Annotated in this window: 17 protein-coding genes; 10 read left to right on the top strand and 7 right to left on the bottom strand. The window is 73.2% G+C overall.

The features are described from left to right. Positions 1 to 64: 64 nt before the first annotated feature. Both ACE3QY_RS16760 and ACE3QY_RS16755 read right to left on the bottom strand, forming a co-directional pair. Entirely contained in the window at positions 65 to 1,087 is a 1,023-nt protein-coding gene (locus ACE3QY_RS16760; protein WP_374457183.1) for a GNAT family N-acetyltransferase, read from the bottom strand. Next, on the bottom strand, positions 1,084 to 2,763 hold the full coding sequence (locus tag ACE3QY_RS16755; RefSeq protein WP_374457182.1) for an ABC-F family ATP-binding cassette domain-containing protein: 1,680 nt from the start codon (positions 2,761 to 2,763) through the stop codon (positions 1,084 to 1,086). Before ACE3QY_RS16755 ends, ACE3QY_RS16760 begins: the two co-directional genes overlap by 4 nt. Before the next feature lie 96 nt (positions 2,764 to 2,859). Here ACE3QY_RS16755 and ACE3QY_RS16750 point away from each other — a divergent pair, with 96 nt between their 5' ends. Beyond that, positions 2,860 to 4,119, top strand: coding sequence for an Nramp family divalent metal transporter (locus tag ACE3QY_RS16750; RefSeq protein ID WP_374457181.1), 1,260 nt, complete (start codon positions 2,860 to 2,862; stop codon positions 4,117 to 4,119). 3 nt (positions 4,120 to 4,122) lie between these two features. On the opposite strand, the gene ACE3QY_RS16745 is transcribed toward ACE3QY_RS16750, so the two are convergent. From ACE3QY_RS16745 to mgrA, 3 genes are read right to left on the bottom strand one after another with little or no spacing between them, the layout of a single operon-like run. Beyond that, positions 4,123 to 4,860 (bottom strand): N-acetyltransferase, encoded by a 738-nt coding sequence (locus ACE3QY_RS16745; protein ID WP_374457180.1) that lies wholly within the window; start codon positions 4,858 to 4,860, stop codon positions 4,123 to 4,125. Positions 4,861 to 4,911: 51 nt separating this feature from the next. After that, on the bottom strand, positions 4,912 to 6,276 hold the full coding sequence (locus ACE3QY_RS16740; RefSeq protein ID WP_374457179.1) for an FAD-dependent oxidoreductase: 1,365 nt from the start codon (positions 6,274 to 6,276) through the stop codon (positions 4,912 to 4,914). Further along, entirely contained in the window at positions 6,273 to 7,307 is a 1,035-nt protein-coding gene (mgrA, locus tag ACE3QY_RS16735) for an L-glyceraldehyde 3-phosphate reductase (RefSeq protein WP_374457178.1), read from the bottom strand. Before mgrA ends, ACE3QY_RS16740 begins: the two co-directional genes overlap by 4 nt. Positions 7,308 to 7,432: 125 nt before the next feature. On the opposite strand from mgrA, the gene ACE3QY_RS16730 reads away from it, so the two are divergent. The 3 genes from ACE3QY_RS16730 to ACE3QY_RS16720 are packed head-to-tail and all read left to right on the top strand — an operon-like array spanning position 7,433 to position 10,415. Further along, entirely contained in the window at positions 7,433 to 8,695 is a 1,263-nt protein-coding gene (locus tag ACE3QY_RS16730) for a cytochrome P450 (protein WP_374457177.1), read from the top strand. A gap of 28 nt (positions 8,696 to 8,723) precedes the next feature. Then, entirely contained in the window at positions 8,724 to 9,452 is a 729-nt protein-coding gene (locus tag ACE3QY_RS16725) for a sortase domain-bontaining protein (RefSeq protein WP_374457176.1), read from the top strand. A gap of 42 nt (positions 9,453 to 9,494) precedes the next feature. Then, positions 9,495 to 10,415, top strand: a complete 921-nt coding sequence (locus ACE3QY_RS16720) for a hypothetical protein (protein ID WP_374457175.1) — start codon at positions 9,495 to 9,497, stop codon at positions 10,413 to 10,415. Here ACE3QY_RS16720 and ACE3QY_RS16715 read toward each other — a convergent pair. Both ACE3QY_RS16715 and truA read right to left on the bottom strand, forming a co-directional pair. Beyond that, a complete protein-coding gene (locus ACE3QY_RS16715) occupies positions 10,412 to 11,011 on the bottom strand; it encodes a class I SAM-dependent methyltransferase (protein ID WP_374457174.1) in 600 nt (199 codons plus the stop codon). The two genes, ACE3QY_RS16720 and ACE3QY_RS16715, sit on opposite strands and share 4 nt — an antisense overlap. Next, positions 11,004 to 11,840 (bottom strand): tRNA pseudouridine(38-40) synthase TruA, encoded by an 837-nt coding sequence (gene truA / locus ACE3QY_RS16710; RefSeq protein WP_374457173.1) that lies wholly within the window; start codon positions 11,838 to 11,840, stop codon positions 11,004 to 11,006. Before truA ends, ACE3QY_RS16715 begins: the two co-directional genes overlap by 8 nt. Positions 11,841 to 11,874: 34 nt before the next feature. Between truA and ACE3QY_RS16705 the strand changes: the two genes are divergently transcribed. From ACE3QY_RS16705 to ACE3QY_RS16680, 6 genes are all read left to right on the top strand, one after another. Beyond that, positions 11,875 to 12,357: a hypothetical protein gene (locus tag ACE3QY_RS16705; protein ID WP_374457172.1), complete on the top strand. Its 483-nt coding sequence runs from the start codon at positions 11,875 to 11,877 to the stop codon at positions 12,355 to 12,357. 77 nt (positions 12,358 to 12,434) lie between these two features. Beyond that, positions 12,435 to 12,800 carry an ArsR/SmtB family transcription factor gene (locus tag ACE3QY_RS16700; RefSeq protein ID WP_374457171.1) on the top strand — a complete coding sequence of 122 codons (366 nt, stop codon included), beginning with the start codon at positions 12,435 to 12,437 and terminating at the stop codon, positions 12,798 to 12,800. Then, on the top strand, positions 12,797 to 13,315 hold the full coding sequence (locus ACE3QY_RS16695) for an SRPBCC family protein (RefSeq protein WP_374457170.1): 519 nt from the start codon (positions 12,797 to 12,799) through the stop codon (positions 13,313 to 13,315). The genes ACE3QY_RS16700 and ACE3QY_RS16695 overlap by 4 nt, the downstream gene beginning before the upstream one ends. After that, positions 13,315 to 13,893 (top strand): TIGR03086 family metal-binding protein, encoded by a 579-nt coding sequence (locus ACE3QY_RS16690; protein ID WP_374457169.1) that lies wholly within the window; start codon positions 13,315 to 13,317, stop codon positions 13,891 to 13,893. Before ACE3QY_RS16695 ends, ACE3QY_RS16690 begins: the two co-directional genes overlap by 1 nt. Then, a complete protein-coding gene (locus ACE3QY_RS16685; protein WP_374457168.1) occupies positions 13,890 to 14,489 on the top strand; it encodes a dihydrofolate reductase family protein in 600 nt (199 codons plus the stop codon). Before ACE3QY_RS16690 ends, ACE3QY_RS16685 begins: the two co-directional genes overlap by 4 nt. Positions 14,490 to 14,537: 48 nt before the next feature. Then, positions 14,538 to 15,530 (top strand): ketopantoate reductase family protein, encoded by a 993-nt coding sequence (locus ACE3QY_RS16680; RefSeq protein ID WP_374457167.1) that lies wholly within the window; start codon positions 14,538 to 14,540, stop codon positions 15,528 to 15,530. Positions 15,531 to 15,789 lie beyond the last annotated feature (259 nt).

Here is a 15,789-nt window from a genome sequence, read left to right as displayed (position 1 = left end):
GCCGCGCACCGGCCCGCCGGTCAGGGCCGTTGGACCCGACCTGCGAGGACCATGCGCAGGGCCGCTAGCCGAGCCTCTTCTGGAAGTCCCCGAGCCGCGCGACGGGCCGGAAGCCCAGCGCCTCGTTGACGCCGACCATGTGGGTGTTGACCTCGGCGTTGTACGTCGTCACCCGGGCCACGTCGGGGCGCTCGGACTGGACCAGCCGGAGGTTGGCGACCTTGACCGCCACGCCGAGCCGGTGGCCGCGGTGGGCAGGGGCGACGAGGGTGCCCCACTGGTAGGCGCGGCCGGGCTCGTGGATCGTGGTGGCGAGGTCGGAGTACGCCACCACCTCCCCGTCGGCGTCGAGCGCGACCGTGTTGAGCTTCGTCCGCCCCTGCCGCTCGAGCAGCGCCTCCTGCTCGCGCACCGCGTCGGTGCTCACGGCCTCCTGCTCCATGTCGAGGTCGCCCATCGGCGCCTCGGTCACGAGCGTGGAGGTGAGCCGGGCCCAGCCCTCCAGCAGCTCGTCGGGCACCGGTCCCGACCACGACCGCAGCGTGTACGCCGCGTGGGCGCCGGCAGCCTCGTCCGCCAGCCGGGCGAGCACCGCGGCCGGCACCGGCATCGCGAGCTCCCGCTGCACCTCCGACAGCGCGAGGTCGAAGCCCACCGCCCGGGCGAACTCGGGGCCCGGGGCGCCGGACCCGGCCGAGCCGGCGTCGTACGGCCAGGACGCGAGCCCGGTCACCACCCGCCGCCCGCGCGCCCTGGCCTCGGCCTCGAGCCGTGAGACGAGGGCCGTGCCGACGCCGCGTCGCCGGGCGGGCGGCAGGACGTGGACGTCGATCTCGGCCAGCTCGAGGTTGTCCAGCAGGGGCGTGCGCATCCAGCCGGCCCCGACCGTCGCGCCGTCGAGGACGGCCGACCAGCCGAGGCTGCGGGCGCGCGAGCCGGTGTCCTGCAGCATCGCCCGCACCTCCTCCAGCTGCCACGGCGTCGCCACCTCGCCGAGCTCGTGGCGCGCGGAGACGAGGTAGACGTGGTGCCAGGCGTCGAGCGCCGCGTCGTCGTGGGGGTCGAGCGGCCGGATCTCGAGCGTCATCGCGCGCGGCTCACCCGGCCCTCGTCCCACACCGGCCCGTCGGACTCGTAGACCTCGCCGTCGGCGCCGTAGACGAGGAACCGGTCGAACCCGCGGGCGAACCACCGGTCGTGGGTCACCGCGAGCACCGTCCCCTCGAAGGCCTCCAAGCCGGCCTCGAGCGCCTCGGCGGACTGCACGTCGAGGTTGTCGGTCGGCTCGTCGAGCAGCAGCAGCGTCGCGCCGGACAGCTCGAGCAGGAGGATCTGGAAGCGCGCCTGCTGGCCGCCGCTGAGCGACTCGAAGCGCTGCTCACCCGCATGCGCGAGCTCGTAGCGGTCGAGCACGCGGCTCGCGGCCTCGCGGCCCATGCCGTCGCGGTGGTCGTCGCCGCGGTGCAGGATCTCGAGCAGGGTCCGCCCGACCAGCTCGGGGTGCTCGTGCGTCTGCACGAACCACCCCGGCCGCACGCGCGCGCCGAGCTTGGCGTTGCCGGTGTGCAGCACCGGGGCGGGCGGGTCGCCCACCGGCTGGTGCTCGATGTCGGGGTCGCTGCCGCCGGCGGCCAGCAGCCGCAGGAAGTGCGACTTGCCGGAGCCGTTGGAGCCGAGCACGGCCACCCGCTCGCCGTACCAGACCTCGAGGTCGAACGGCCTCATCAGGTTGGTCAGCTCGAGGTCGGTGCAGACCACCGCTCGCTTGCCGGTGCGGCCGCCCTTGAGGCGCATCTTCACCTGCTGCTCGCGGGGTTGCTCGGTCGGCGGCCCCGCGTCCTCGAACTTCTTCAGCCGCGTCTGGGCGGCGCGGTACTGCGAGGACATGCCGTCGTTGTACTCGGACTTGATCTTGAGCCGGAGGACCAGCGCCTTGATCTTGGCGTGCTCCTCGTCCCAGCGGCGCCGCATCTCCTCGAGCCGCTCGAAGCGGTCGCTGCGGGCCTCGTGGTAGCTCGCGAAGCCGCCCGGGTGGGTCCACACCAGGTTGCCGGCGCTGCCGAGCTCGACGGTGACGATCCGGGTGGCGGTGTTGTTGAGCAGCTCGCGGTCGTGGCTGATGAACAGGATCGTCTTGGGCGACTCGCGGATCCGCTCCTCGAGCCAGATCTTGCCGGGCACGTCGAGGTAGTTGTCGGGCTCGTCGAGCAGCAGGACCTGGTCGGGACCGCGCAGGAGGTACTCCAGCACCAGCCGCTTCTGCTCGCCTCCCGACAGCGTGCTGAGCAGGCGGTGCCGCGCGCGGTCGAACGGCAGCCCCATCGACGCCGTCGTGCACACGTCCCAGGTGACCTCGATGTCGTAGCCGCCGGCATCGGCGTACTCCCCCAGCGCGGTGGCGTACGCCATCTGGGTGGCCTCGTCGTCGACGTCCATCAACCGGAGCTCGGCGGCGTCGACCGCGGTCGCGGCGCTGCGGACCCGCGGCGGGGCCACGCTGAGCAGCAGGTCGTGGACGGTCTCGTCACCACCGCCGTGGCCGACGAACTGCCGCATCACCCCGAGGCCGCCCGAGCGGGTCACCACGCCCGCGTGCGGCTGCAGGTCGCCGGTGACGATGCGCAGCAGCGTCGTCTTGCCGGCTCCGTTGGCGCCCACCAGCGCGACCTTCTGCCCGTCGCCGACGCGGAAGCTGACGTCGAGGAGCAGCACCCGCCCGTCCGGCAGCTCGTACGTCACACCTGCCACGTCCACATGTCCCACGCGGAGGATTGTCGCAAGCCGGCCAGCCCGGCGTCGCGTGGTTAACCGGCACTCGGCTGGACCCCGCCGGTCTAGACCGGCGTTAGGGTGCTGCTCATGGCTGAAACCACCTCGACCGAGCAGTCCGCCGTCCCCCGCTGGCGCATCATCGGCCCCGGGCTCGTCGTGGCGGCGACCGGTGTCGGGGCCGCCGACCTGGTGGCCACCCTCATCGCCGGGCAGAAGTTCGGCTACACCCTGCTGTGGTGCGTGGTCGTCGGCTGCGTCATGAAGATCGTGCTCGTCGAGGGCGCGGGCCGCTACTCCCTGTCCACCGGCAACACCATCTTCGAGGGCTGGCGCTCGCTCGGCGCGTGGACGACCTGGTACTTCGCGCCCTACATCGTCGTCTGGGGCTTCGTCTACGGCGCGGCGGCCATGGCCGGCACCGGGCTGGCCCTGCAGGGCCTGCTCGGCGGGCTCTCGACGACGTGGTGGGGCATCCTGTCCGGCCTCCTCGGCCTGCTGCTGGTGTGGACCGGCCGCTACAGCGTCTTCGAGAAGGTCCTGGCCGGACTCGTCGGCGTCATGTTCGTGACGATGGTCGGTGCCGCGCTGCTGACCCTGCCCAACCTCGGCGAGCTCTTGACCGGCCTCGCCCCCCGCATCCCCGACGGTGGCCTGGTCAACACCCTCGCGCTCGCCGGCGGCGTCGGCGGCACGATCACCCTCGCGGCGTACGGCTACTGGCTGCGCGAGAAGGGCTGGGACACCCCTCGCTACATGCGCGTGATGCGCATCGACAACACCGTCGCCTACGTCGTGACGGGCATCTTCGTGCTCGCCACGCTCGTCGTGGGCGCCGAGCTGCTCTACTCCACCAGCGTCGCCATCGAGTCGGGCGACGCCGGCCTGCTCGACCTCGGCGTGGTGCTCCAGGACCGCTACGGCCAGTGGGCCGGCAAGCTGTTCCTGCTGGGCTTCTGGGCCGCTGCCATGTCGTCGCTGGTCGGCGTCTGGAACGGCGTGAGCCTGATGTTCGCCGACTTCATGACCAACGTGACCGGCGGCGACAGCGACGACGCCGACGCCCGCGCGGGCGGCAAGTGGTACCGCGCCTACATCCTCTGGCTGACCTTCCCGCCGATGGTGATGATGTTCCTCGGCAAGCCCGTCTGGCTGATCCTCGCCTACGGCGTGCTCGGCGCGTTCTTCATGCCGTTCCTCGCCATCACGCTGCTCTGGCTGCTCAACACCGACCGCACCCCGCGGGAGTGGCGCAACAAGCTCCACTCCAACGTGCTGATGGTGCTCTGCGCCCTCGCGTTCCTCGCCCTCTGCGTCAACGAGGTGCGCAAGGCGATCGCCGGCGCCTGAGCCTCACCTGCCGGTGGCGTGCCGGATCCACACGTTGGGCTCGACGTACGTCGCGACGCCGTGCTCGGCGTCGCACATCACCGCCGCCAGCGCGCCCGGCACCTCCACGGGGCCCGTGGTGTCGAACGGCAGGCCGGTCCACTCGCGCCACTCCTCCACCGTGCCCGGGATGCACATCGAGCGCGACGCCACGCGGTCGATCACCCCGCCGGCCCGGACGTGGACGCGCAGCCACGGGTCGACCGGCAGGCCGTCGTCGCGGGTGCGGAAGGCGTACGCCGACATCGGCTCGTGGACGTCCGTCTTGCCGTTGGGCCGCACCGGCGCGAGCAGCTCGGAGAAGCCGAGCCGCCCGGCGTTGTCCCGCAGCGCGGCCAGCATGACGCTCGAGAGGCCCGTGCCCTGCAGCGCGGGCTCGATGGCGATCTCCGCGGCCGTGATCGCGTTCGCGCTCTCGCCCCAGATCCGGGTGAGCAGGGCGCTGCGCAGGGCGAAGTCCCAGCCGTTGTCGGGCAGGTCGCCGTCGGGCAGCTGGAACGGCGCGCTGAACGCCTTCGCGACGATGCGACCGGTCCCGTCGAGGGCCACCAGCACGCACTCCAGGAAGTACTCCTCGAGGCAGGCGTAGTAGGAGTTGCCGATCGGGTCGTGCTTCATGAACTCCGGCCACGACGTCTCCATGTCCCAGAAGACGTCCATCAGGCCCGGGCGCTCGGCGAGCGGGAAGATCTCGAGGTCCATGGGCGCGATTGTCGTGGGCGCTCCATCGCCGGCGCCACCGACTTCTCAGGCTCAGAGCCGCTCGGCCACCCGCCGCGCCGCCACCTGCAGCACCTCCCACGCGGTCGCGAAGGGCGGCGCGTAGGACAGGTCCATCCACGCCAGGTCGTCGACCGTGCCACCGGCCCAGAGCACCGCGGCAGCGGCGTCGACGCGCTTGCCGGCACCGTGCCCGCCGACCACCTGCACGCCGAGGAGCCGGCGCGTGGTGCGGTCGGCCATGACCCAGAGCGCGATCGGCTCGGCCTCGGGCATGTAGCCGCTGGCGGTCGTGCCCTCGGTGAGCAGCGCGACCGGGTCGTGGCCGGCGGCCTCGGCGTCGGCGCGCGACAGGCCGGTCCGGGCGATCTCGAGGTGGACCTCGCCGACGGAGAAGCGGGTGATGGCCGTGTCGGTCATCCCGTCGAAGGAGAGCGAGCCGCCGGCCAGGCTGTCGCCGAGCGCGCGCCCGTGCTTGGTTGCGTATGTCCCGAGCGGGCGGAAGACCCACTGGTCGTCGAGGCGCCGGCGCACCTCGCAGCAGTCGCCGGCGGCCCACACGTGGTCGGCGACGCGACCGTGCGGGTCGGGTCGCAGCGCACCGTTGTCGGCCAGGTCCAGGCCGCTGCCCGCGAGGAAATCCGTCGCGGGACGGATGCCGATCGCGACCACGACGAGGTCGGCCTCGCGACTGCCTCCCTCCCAGTGAACGCCGGTCACGGTGTCGCCGTCGAGGTCGAGCCCGGTCACCTCGGCGCCCAGCACCAGCTCGGCGCCCGCCTCGACGAGGGCTGCGTTGACCCGCTCGGACATCTCGTCCTCGAGCATCGACATGCCGCGCCCGCGGGTGATCACGGTGACCCCGAAGCCCTGGCGCAGCGCGGTCTCGGCGACCTCGACACCGATGTAGCCGGCCCCCACCACCACCACGTGCGCGCCGTCCCCGGCCGCCGCGAACCGCTCCAGCCAGGCGGCGCCGTCGTCCAGGGTCTTCACCACACCGACCCCGTCGTGGGGCGAGCCGTCGGCCCGCAGCGCCCAGTCGGGGACGACGGCCGGGGCGCCGGAGGCCACGACGAGCTCGTCGTACTCCAGCACCTCGCCGTCGGCCGTGGTGACCGTGCGCGCCTCGAGGTCGGCGGCGACCACCTCGACTCCCGTGCGCAGGTCGATCCCTGCCGCGCGGTGCTCGTCGGCCGTACGGGCCACGAGGTCGTCACCGGAGTCCACCTCGCCGGCCATCCAGTACGGAATGCCGCACGCGCTGTACGACGTGTGGCTGCCCTTGTCGAGCACCGTGATCGCGAGCTCTCGCCCGGTGCTCTTCGCGGTGCGGAGCGCCTGGTGCGCCGCCGACATGCCAGCAGCGTCGGCGCCCACGACGAGGACGCGGATCATTCCTCGGTCTGCTTCGCCCAGAGGTTGATCCCCGACTCGACGGCGTAGCGGTCGATCTCGGCGCGCTCGACGCCGGTCAGCGGCGGGAAGGACAACGCGTCGAGGTTCGTGTCCAGCTGCTCCACGCTGGAGGCGCCGATCACCGCGCTGGTGACCCGCTCGTCGCGCAGCACCCACTGCAGCGCGAGCTGCGCGAGCTTCTGCCCGCGGCGCTCGGCGAGACCGTTGAGGCCCCGCACCCGCTCGAGCACCTCGTCGGTGAGGCCGGTCAGCGTCGAGCCGTCGCGTGCGGCCCGCGAGTCGGCCGGCACGCCGTCGAGGTAGCGGTCGGTCAGCAGCCCCTGGCCCAGCGCGCTGAAGACGATGCAGCCCATCCCCTGCTGCTCGAGCTCGTCGAGCAGGCCGCCCTCGACCCACCGGTTGAGCAGGTTGTAGGACGGCTGGTGGATCAGCAGCGGCGTGCCGAGGTCGCGGGCGATGGCGGCCGCCTCCCGTGTCTTCGCCGCGGAGTACGACGAGATGCCGGCGTAGAGGGTGCGCCCGGAGCGCACCGCGGTGTCGAGCGCCATCATCGTCTCCTCGACCGGCGTCTCCGGGTCGAAGCGGTGGCTGTAGAAGATGTCGACGTAGTCCAGTCCCAGCCGCGCGAGCGACTGGTCGAGCGAGGCCAGGACGTACTTCCGCGAGCCGCCGCCCTGGCCGTACGGACCCGGCCACATGTCCCATCCGGCCTTGGTGGAGATCACCAGCTCGTCGCGGTAGGGCTTGAAGTCGTCCTTCAGGTAGCGCCCGAAGTTCTCCTCGGCCCGGCCGTAGGGGGGTCCGTAGTTGTTGGCGAGGTCGAAGTGGGTCACGCCCCGGTCGAAGGCGCGGCGCAGGATCGCCCGCTGGGTCTCCTCGGGCCGGTCGGTGCCGAAGTTCTGCCACAGCCCGAGCGAGAGCGCGGGGAGCTTCAGGCCGCTCCGGCCGGTGAAGCGGTAGGGCATGCCGGTGGCGTCGTCGTACCTCTCGGGGGCTGCTGCGTAGGCCATGGGCCCCATCCTGCCGGGTGCGCCAACCGGACGGACGCGGTCGGGGGTGACCCCGAGGCGGACCTGAGCGATGTCCGGGGTGAATCCCGATGGCGCCGCCCGGCTGCGCAGGGTGGACTTGGCACATGACCTCCTCGTGGCGAGGCACCGCCTTCAAGCTCGCGCTGTCCACCGCACGCCGGGTTCCCTACGTCCGCCGGGTGCCCGCGAGCATCCGGTTCCCGCTGCAGCGCGACGGCGTCGACCCGGTCGCCCGTCTCGCGACGACCCGGGAGCGGGGTGAGGTGGTGCGGTTCGCCGGCCTGCTCGGCACGCGCGTCTGGCTCGTCACGGGGTACGACGTCGCACGCGCCGTGCTCGCCGACTCCGGGGCCTACGCCAACGACGTGCGCGACATCATCGGACGGCAGGACCGGGCGCCGGCTGAGCGCATCGGCGGCCTCGGGATGACCGACCAGCCCGACCACGGCCGCCTGCGTGGAGTGCTGACGCCGTACTTCACCCGCCGCCGCCTCGCCGACCTCCAGGACGACATCGACCGCGTCGTCGCCGCCGCCCTGGACGACATGGAGGCCCACGGTCCCGAGGTCGACCTGGTCGAGCGGTTCGGTTTCCAGGTCCCCTTCGGCGTCATCTGCGACCTCCTCGGGATGCCCGACGTCGACCGGCAGGCGTTCCGCGCCCGGGGGGCCGCGCGCTTCGACCTGCGCGACGCCGGTGCGGGCATCTTCGACACCGCAGCAGGCACCCGACAGTTCCTCATCGACCTCGTGGCCGCCGAGCGTCGCGACCCGCACCTGCCCGACGGCCTCGTCTCCCGGATGGTCGCCGACCACGGCGCCGACTTCGACGACGTCGAGCTCGGCGGCCTGGCCGACGGGGTGTTCCTGGGCGGCTACGAGACCAGCGCCAGCATGCTCTCCCTGGGCACGTGGGTGCTGCTCCAGCACCCGGAGTCGTGGGCCACGCTGCAGCACGGGGAGCCGGCCGAGGTCGACCGCGTCGTCGAGGAGCTGCTGCGCTTCGTCTGCCCCGTCCAGATGGCGTTCCCGCGGGTCGCGCGCCACGAGGTGACGATCGGCGGACAGGTCGTCCAGCCCGGTGACATCGTGCTCGTCTCGCTGACCGGCGCCGAGCGCGACCCCGCGCACCGCGCCGACCCCGACCGGTTCGACCCGACCACCCCCGCGACCGGCACCCTCGCGTTCGGCCACGGCATGCACCGCTGTGTCGGCGCCGAGCTGGCCCGGATGGAGCTGCGCACCGCGCTGGTCGCCCTCGCGCGCCGCTTCCCCGGCCTGTCGCTGGCGTGCGACCCGACCGACCTGCGCTTCACCGAGCTCGCCATCGTGCACGGCGTGGAGAAGCTGCCCGTCCGGCTCGGGTGACGACCAGCCGCTGCGTACCGTGGATCGGGTGGCAGGCCGGGTCGGAGTCCTCCTCGCCGCGGCGGCGGTCGCGGCCACCACCGCCTGCACCGTCGAGGACCCGCGCCGTTCAGCGCCCGCCGAGCGGCGTACGACGTCGGCGTCCCCGCAGCCGAGCGAGTCGCCCACACCCAGCAGCACCCCCAGCAGCACCCCGAGCGCCAGTCCCGACTCGGAGACACCCAGCCCGGAGCCGGAGCGCCCCGAGCCGCGCCGGTCCTACGTGACCGTCCCGGCGATCGGGCTGCGCGACTTCCCGGTCGTCCGCTACCCGGGGTCGCCCGACGACGCCCCCGGCACGAAGATCCAGAACGCCGGCGAGATGGCCTCCCCGCGCGGCTCCCGCGGCGGCACCGGGCCAGGTGAGGTCGGCAACTTCATCGTCACCGGGCACCGCCTCACCGGCCCCGCTCCCCTGCGCTACTCGCCGTCGCTGCGACGCGGCGACCGGATCCTCGTGCGCACCGGCGACACGGTCTTCGTCTACGAGGTCCGGCGCACCCGCTGGACCTCCTTCCGGCAGCCCGCCTCCCTCCGGGCGCAGCGGGCCGAGGTGCCGGGCCGGCCGGGCGAGGACGCGACGCAGCCGATGATCACGCTGTCGACCTGCGCCACCCTGGAGGACCACGCCAACGGCAACTACTGGGCCGACGAGTTCGACAACCCCGAGCACCGCATCGACAAGATCGGCGTCCTGGTCGCGACCCGGCCGGCCTGAAATCCGTTGCCCCGGACGGCCGGACCCGCTGGAATCTGCCGCATGGAGAGGTGGCGGGAGCCGGCGTTCGTGGCCGAGGCGCACACGTGGATCGACGACCGGCTCGACGCGCTCGGCCGCGTCCGCACGGGCGAGGTCGAGCAGCCGCACGTCACCGACTGGTCGACCGTGATGCGGGTGCCGACCGAGGCCGGGCCGGTGTGGTTCAAGGCCAACGAGGAGGCGATGGTCCACGAGGCGGCCGTCCTCGAGCTGGTCGCCCGCCGCTCGGACGGTCGGGTGCCACCGCCGTTGGCCCGCGACCCACGCACCGGCTGGATGCTGCTCGCCGACGCCGGTCCGCGGCTGCGGGACGTCATCGTGGAGGAGCGCAGCCTGGAGCGGTGGCTCGACGTGCTCGCGGCCTACGCCCGGGTCCAGATCGCCTGCGAGGACGACGTCGACGCGCTGCTCGCCCTCGGGCTGCCCGACTGCCGCCTGCACACCCTCCCCGGCTCGTACGCCGACCTGCTGGCGGGGCTGCCCGACGCCGACCCGCGCCTCCCGGGACCGGTGGCGATCGAGGACCTGTGCGACCGGCTGGCCGCCTTCGGGATCCGCGAGACCGTGCAGCACGACGACCTCCACGACGGACAGGTCTTCCTCGGCGCCGGCGTGCACCAGGTGCTCGACTGGGGCGACGCGTGCGTCTCCCACCCGTTCCTCACCCTCGCCGTCACCCTCGAGGGCGTGATCTCGTGGGGCGTCGACGACGAGGAGGACTCCGAGGACCTCGAGCCCCACCTGGCGGCGTACCTGGGACCGTACGCCGACCACTACGGCCGCGACCTCGACGAGCTCCGCGAGGCCGCCCGGATCGCGATGCGCCTCGGGTGGGTGTGCCGCGCGGTCAACGGGGCGCTGCCGCAGGACCCGGAGCGCACCCACGTGCGCCTGAAGATGTTCCTGGACGGCAAGCCCTAGTCCGCGCGGCGCGTCTCCAGCACCCGGAAGCCCTTGCTGCTGGCGAGCCGCTCGGTCGGCCAGCCCTGGTCGGTGAGCCAGCGCTGGAGCGAGTCGGCGCCGAGGTTCTTGCCGACGACCATCACCATCCGCCCGCCCGGCGCGAGGCGCGGCAGCCAGGTGAGCAGCAGCTCGTGCAGCGCCTCCTTGCCGATGCGGATCGGAGGGTTGGACCAGATCTCGTCGAACACCTGGTTGCCCGGCACCTGCTCGGGCGTGCAGGCGACGAAGCGCGAGTCCAGGCCGGCCGTGCGGGCGTTGTCGTTGGCCAGCAGCAGCGCGCGCTCGTTGACGTCGACGCCGGTGACGTTGGCCAGCGGGACCGCCTTCGCGATCGCGAGCCCGATGACGCCGTAGCCGCACCCGAGGTCGAGGAACTGCCCCTGCACGGGCGGCTCGAGCTCCTTGAACAGCACCGCGGTGGCGTGGTCGAGGTGGCCACGGCTGAAGACACCCGACCCGGTGTCGAACGACAGCTCGTGCCCCCACAGCTCGGCGGTGAAGGCCTCGCGCTCGAAGGGCACGCTGGGGTCGGCGGAGAAGTAGTGCTCAGGCATCGATCGCCTCTCGTCGGGCTCGGGCTCGGTCGGCCTGCGCGGCCAGCTCGGCGTCGTCGGGGTAGCCGACCTCCTCCAGCGTGAGGCCGTGGGCGTGCACCACCCGGACACCGGCGTCGCGCCGCCGGCCGGCCATCACCTCCGCGGGCCACCCGACCGGCTTCCGGCCCTCGCCGACCGCGATCAGGCTGCCGACCAGGGCACGCACCATGTTGTGGCAGAAGGCGTCGGCGCGGACGTCGCCGACTACCAGGCCGGCATCGTCACGCCGCCACGCCAGGTCGAGCAGGGTGCGCACGGTCGTGGCGCCCTCGCGCTGCTTGCAGAACGCGGCGAAGTCCCGCAGCCCCACCAGCGGCGCCGACGCCTGGTTCATCGCGTCCACGTCGAGGCGGCGCCCCCAGGTCAGCACGTGGCCGCGCACGAGGGGGTCGGCGAGCTCCTGGGCATCGGCGATCCGGTAGGCGTAGCGCCGCCAGATCGCCGAGAAGCGGGCGTCGAAGCCCTCGGGCGCCTCGCGCACCCGGCGTACGCGCAGGTCGGGCGGCAGGATGCCGTCGACCCGGCGGGCGAGGGCGTCGAGCGGCGGGTCCGTCGAGCGCCCGGCCGAGGCCGCCACGACCTCGGCACCGACGTCCAGGTGTGCGACCTGGCCGCGGGCGTGCACGCCGGCGTCCGTGCGACCGGCCACGGTGACCCTCGCCTCCGGCACGCGGAGGGCCGTGGCGAGGGCGGACTCGAGGGTGCCCTGGACCGTGCGCAGGCCGGGCTGGGCGGCCCATCCGGAGAAGTCGGCGCCGTCGTAGGCACAGTCGATCCGCAGGCGCACGCACCGATCCTAGGCGTACGCCTAGTCTGGTCGGGTGCTGCACCGAGTCCTCGTGGCGACCCTGACCGCCATGCTCCTGCTCGGCGTCGCCGACCTCGCTCCGTCGGGGCCCGAGGAGGCGTCCGCTGCCACGCCTGCCTCGCGCGTCGACACCGACGGCGACGGCCTCGACGACGCCGTCGACGGCTGCCCGGCCGTCGCGTCCGGCAACCCGACGGGCTGCCCCACCGCAGCCCGCGCGGTGTCCCTGCGGTGGCTCGCCGGCGCGCGACGGCTGCAGGCCCGGGTCACCTCGCCCGTCGACGCATGCGCGGCCCGCGCCCGCATCAAGCTCTTCCTCGACCGCCGCGGCGGACCCGACAAGCTGCTCGCCTCGGACGCCTCGTCCCGCGGCCGGCAGCGCTTCCGGGTGCCCCGCGGCGCCCGCTACTACGTCAAGGTCTCCGCGTCCTACAGCCCCGGTGTGGCCGAGTGCGCCACAGCCGTCTCGCGCACCGTGCGCGTCCCGCGCTGGTGATTATTCAACCTGTGGGTTGACAACGAGAGCGCCTCGGCCTACCTTCTATTCAACCAATCAGTTGAAGAAGGTGCCCCGTGACCGACCAGCTCTCCCGCGTCTTCGCCGCCCTCGCCGACCCGACCCGGCGCGACATGGTGGCGCGGCTGACGGAGGCCGACCACACGGTCAACGACCTCGCAGCGCCGTACGACGTCAGCCTCCAGGCCGTCTCCAAGCACCTCAAGGTGCTCGAGGAGGCCGGCCTGGTGACCCGGACCCGGGAGGCGCAGCGCCGGCCCGTGCACCTGGAAGCCGAGGTGTTCGACCTGATGACGAAATGGATCGAGCGCTACCGCCGACAGGCCGAGGAGCGCTTCTCGCGCCTCGACGCCGTGCTCGCGCGGATGCAGGACGCAGACGACCCGAGCTCCACCCACCCGCAGGAAGGAACCGCATCATGACCACCGTGCAGTCCGACGCCACGACCCGCTACTCCGAGGCCGCCATCGAGCCCGACGAGAAGGTCCCCGCCATCCACGTCTGGCGTGACTTCAGCGCCACCCCGGCGCAGCTGTTCCGGGCCCACACAGATCCCGAGCTCTACGCGCAGTGGATCGGTCCGGACGGGGTCGGTGCCGACATCACCCACTGGGACGCCCGCGACGGCGGCAGCTGGAGCTACACCGCCCGCGGCAGCGACGGGCGCGAGGAGTTCAAGACGTCGTTCCACGGGTGCTTCCACACCGTGCGGGAGGACCGCATCGTCCAGACCTTCACCTGGGACGGCATGCCCGACGGCGTCTCGCTGGAGACGCTGACCTTCGAGGACCTCGGCGACGGCCGCACCCGGCTGCACGCGGTGAGCCTCTGCGACTCCTTCGAGGACCGCGACGCCTGGCTCCGCAGCGGCATGGAGGTCGGCGTGAACGACGGCTACGCCGCCATCGACCGCCTCCTCGAGGAGGGCGCGCTCTGATGGCGCTCCCGGAGACCCCGGCCGACCGCCACGCGGCGGTCGCCGGGGACTTCGGCCGGCTGGTCGCGCAGACGCCCGACTGGTCGGCCCCCTCCCCGGTCGACGGGTGGACCGCCCGCGACGTGGTCGGCCACCTCGTCGACTGGTTTCCCGGCTTCCTCGCCGGCGGCGGCGTCGAGCTGCCCGCCGGGCCGTCGGTCGCCGACGACCCGCTGGCGGCGTGGCAGCACCAGGCCGACGCCGTGCAGGCCCTGGTCGAGGAGCGCGGCGAGGAGTCGTTCACCCATCCGCGTGCCGGCACCCACCGGCTCGGAGACGCGGTCGACCAGTTCTACACCGCCGACGTCTTCATGCACTCTTGGGACCTCGCCCGCGCGGGCGGGCAGGACCCCGGCCTCGACGAGGACCACGCGGCGATGATGCTGGCCGGCATGCAGCCCATCGAGGCGATGCTCCGCGAGTCCGGCCAGTACGGCCCGGCGGTCCCCGTCACCGACGACGCCCCGGTGGTCGACCGGCTGATGGCCTTCATCGGGCGCGACCCCGCGTGGCGCCCCGCGGACGGACGTACGTCATGAGCACCGTGGTGCTGCACAACGTGGTGTCGCTCGACGGGTACGTCGCCAAGCTCGACGACGACCCCGGCCCGTTGTTCGACTGGTACTTCAACGGCGACCGTCCGCTGTCCGCGCAGGACATGGCCGACCCCGAACCGGGTGGGCTGCGGATCTCGCAGACCTCCTACGACTACGTCCGCCCGATGTGGGACAGCATCGGGTCCACGGTGATCGGCCGGCACCTGTTCGACATCACCAACGGGTGGGAGGGCAAGCCGCCTGCGGGTGACCACGTGGTCGTGGTGTCCCACCGCCCCAAGCCGGAGGGCTGGCACCCCGAGGCGTCGTACCACTTCGTCGACGACGTGACCGCCGCGATCGCCACCGCGCGGGAGCTCGCCGGCGACCGGACGGTCGCGGTCGCGGCCGGCGACGTCGGCGGCCAGGCCCTCGCCCTCGGGCTCGTCGACGAGGTGGCGATGGACGTCGCGCCGGTCGTGCTGGGCACGGGCAAGCCGTTCTTCGGCCCCGTCGACGGCCAGCACCTGCTCGAGGACCCCCACGTGATCATCCAGGGCGACCGCGTGCTCCACCTGCGCTTCAAGGTGCGCCGCTGACCACACGTGCCACCTGAGAGGTGTCGCCTTCCTCGTAGTGTCGAGCGCATGGAGTACGTCGTCTACGGCGCGGGCGCCGTCGGAGGAGTCATCGGAGGACGCCTCGCGCTGTCGGGGGCGAAGGTCACGCTGGTCGCCCGCGGCGCGCACCTGGCCGCCATCCGCGAGCACGGCCTGGTCCTCGACGCCGGCGACGGCCGCCACACGATCGAGGCAGCGGCGACCGACACCGCGGCTGAGGTCGAGTGGACCGACGACACCGTGGTCGTGCTGGCGGTGAAGTCCCACCAGGCCGGTGCCGCGCTCGACGACCTCCGCCGCCACGCACCGGCCGGCACCGCGGTCGTCTGCGCCACCAACGGCATCGCCACCGAGGTGGCCGCGCTGCGGCTGTTCGCCCGGACGTACGCCATCTGCGTGATGCTGCCGGCCTCGCACCTCGAGCCCGGCGTGGTCGTGTCCGCGTGCCACCCGACACCGGCCATCCTCGACATCGGCCGGATCCCGGGCGGCACCGACGACACCACCGCGGCCGTCAGCGCCGACCTGCGCGCGTCCGGCATCGAGTCCGAGGAGCGCGACGACATCCTCGCCTGGAAGCGCCGCAAGCTGCTGCTCAACCTCGGCAACGGCATCGACGCCTCCTTCACCCAGGGCCCGGAGGCCGACGCCCTCGCAGAGCGCGCGCTCGCGGAGGGCGAGGCGGTGCTGGCGGCGGCCGGCCTGACGGTGGTCTCCGCCGACGACGACTCGGCCCGCCGGGGCTCGATCCTCCAGCGGCGGCCCGACCTCGAGCGGCGCGGCGGGTCGACCTGGCAGAGCATCCAGCGCGGCACCGGCGACTCGGAGATCGACTACCTCAGCGGCGAGGTCGTGCTCCAGGGCCGGCTGCACGGCGTACCCACCCCCGTCAACGACGCCGTCGTCGCCGCCACCCGCCGCCTGGCCGCCTCCGGTGGTACCCCCCGCAGCCTCGACCCCGCCGAGGTCCTCCGCACGCTCGGCGGTGGTCCACCTACATTTCCCGCCCGCCGAATGTAGGTGGGCCACCGCCCGCCCGCGTGTCGCCGTACGCCGCGCCCGTGAGCGGTGGTCGAGGGGGATTCAGCGGCCCCGGAATCCGCCTGGGCCACCGCTCCCCCCGCGCGCCCACGTACGACACGCCCGCCGGCGGTGGTCCACCTACGTTTCCCGCCCGCCGAATGCAGGTGGGCCACCGCTCCCCCGGCGCGCCGACGTACGACACGCCCGTGAGCGGTGGTCGAGGGGGATTCAGCGGCCCCGGAATCCGCCTGGGCCA

This window comes from Nocardioides sp. (genome assembly GCF_041913365.1).
Taxonomy (GTDB): domain Bacteria; phylum Actinomycetota; class Actinomycetes; order Propionibacteriales; family Nocardioidaceae; genus Nocardioides.
Note: the sequence above shows the minus strand (reverse complement) of the source record. Positions and strands in the feature narration are given on the sequence as shown.

What these genes read in the sequence shown, in the direction of transcription:
- ACE3QY_RS16760 (WP_374457183.1), bottom strand. Translation starts at nt 1,087, where the DNA reads ATGACGCTCGAGATCCGGCCGCTCGACCCCCACGACGACGCGGCGCTC.
- ACE3QY_RS16750 (WP_374457181.1), top strand. Translation starts at nt 2,860, where the DNA reads ATGGCTGAAACCACCTCGACCGAGCAGTCCGCCGTCCCCCGCTGGCGC.
- ACE3QY_RS16745 (WP_374457180.1), bottom strand. Translation starts at nt 4,860, where the DNA reads ATGGACCTCGAGATCTTCCCGCTCGCCGAGCGCCCGGGCCTGATGGAC.
- ACE3QY_RS16740 (WP_374457179.1), bottom strand. Translation starts at nt 6,276, where the DNA reads ATGATCCGCGTCCTCGTCGTGGGCGCCGACGCTGCTGGCATGTCGGCG.
- mgrA (WP_374457178.1), bottom strand. Translation starts at nt 7,307, where the DNA reads ATGGCCTACGCAGCAGCCCCCGAGAGGTACGACGACGCCACCGGCATG.
- ACE3QY_RS16730 (WP_374457177.1), top strand. Translation starts at nt 7,433, where the DNA reads ATGACCTCCTCGTGGCGAGGCACCGCCTTCAAGCTCGCGCTGTCCACC.
- ACE3QY_RS16720 (WP_374457175.1), top strand. Translation starts at nt 9,495, where the DNA reads ATGGAGAGGTGGCGGGAGCCGGCGTTCGTGGCCGAGGCGCACACGTGG.
- ACE3QY_RS16715 (WP_374457174.1), bottom strand. Translation starts at nt 11,011, where the DNA reads ATGCCTGAGCACTACTTCTCCGCCGACCCCAGCGTGCCCTTCGAGCGC.
- ACE3QY_RS16695 (WP_374457170.1), top strand. Translation starts at nt 12,797, where the DNA reads ATGACCACCGTGCAGTCCGACGCCACGACCCGCTACTCCGAGGCCGCC.
- ACE3QY_RS16690 (WP_374457169.1), top strand. Translation starts at nt 13,315, where the DNA reads ATGGCGCTCCCGGAGACCCCGGCCGACCGCCACGCGGCGGTCGCCGGG.
- ACE3QY_RS16685 (WP_374457168.1), top strand. Translation starts at nt 13,890, where the DNA reads ATGAGCACCGTGGTGCTGCACAACGTGGTGTCGCTCGACGGGTACGTC.
- ACE3QY_RS16680 (WP_374457167.1), top strand. Translation starts at nt 14,538, where the DNA reads ATGGAGTACGTCGTCTACGGCGCGGGCGCCGTCGGAGGAGTCATCGGA.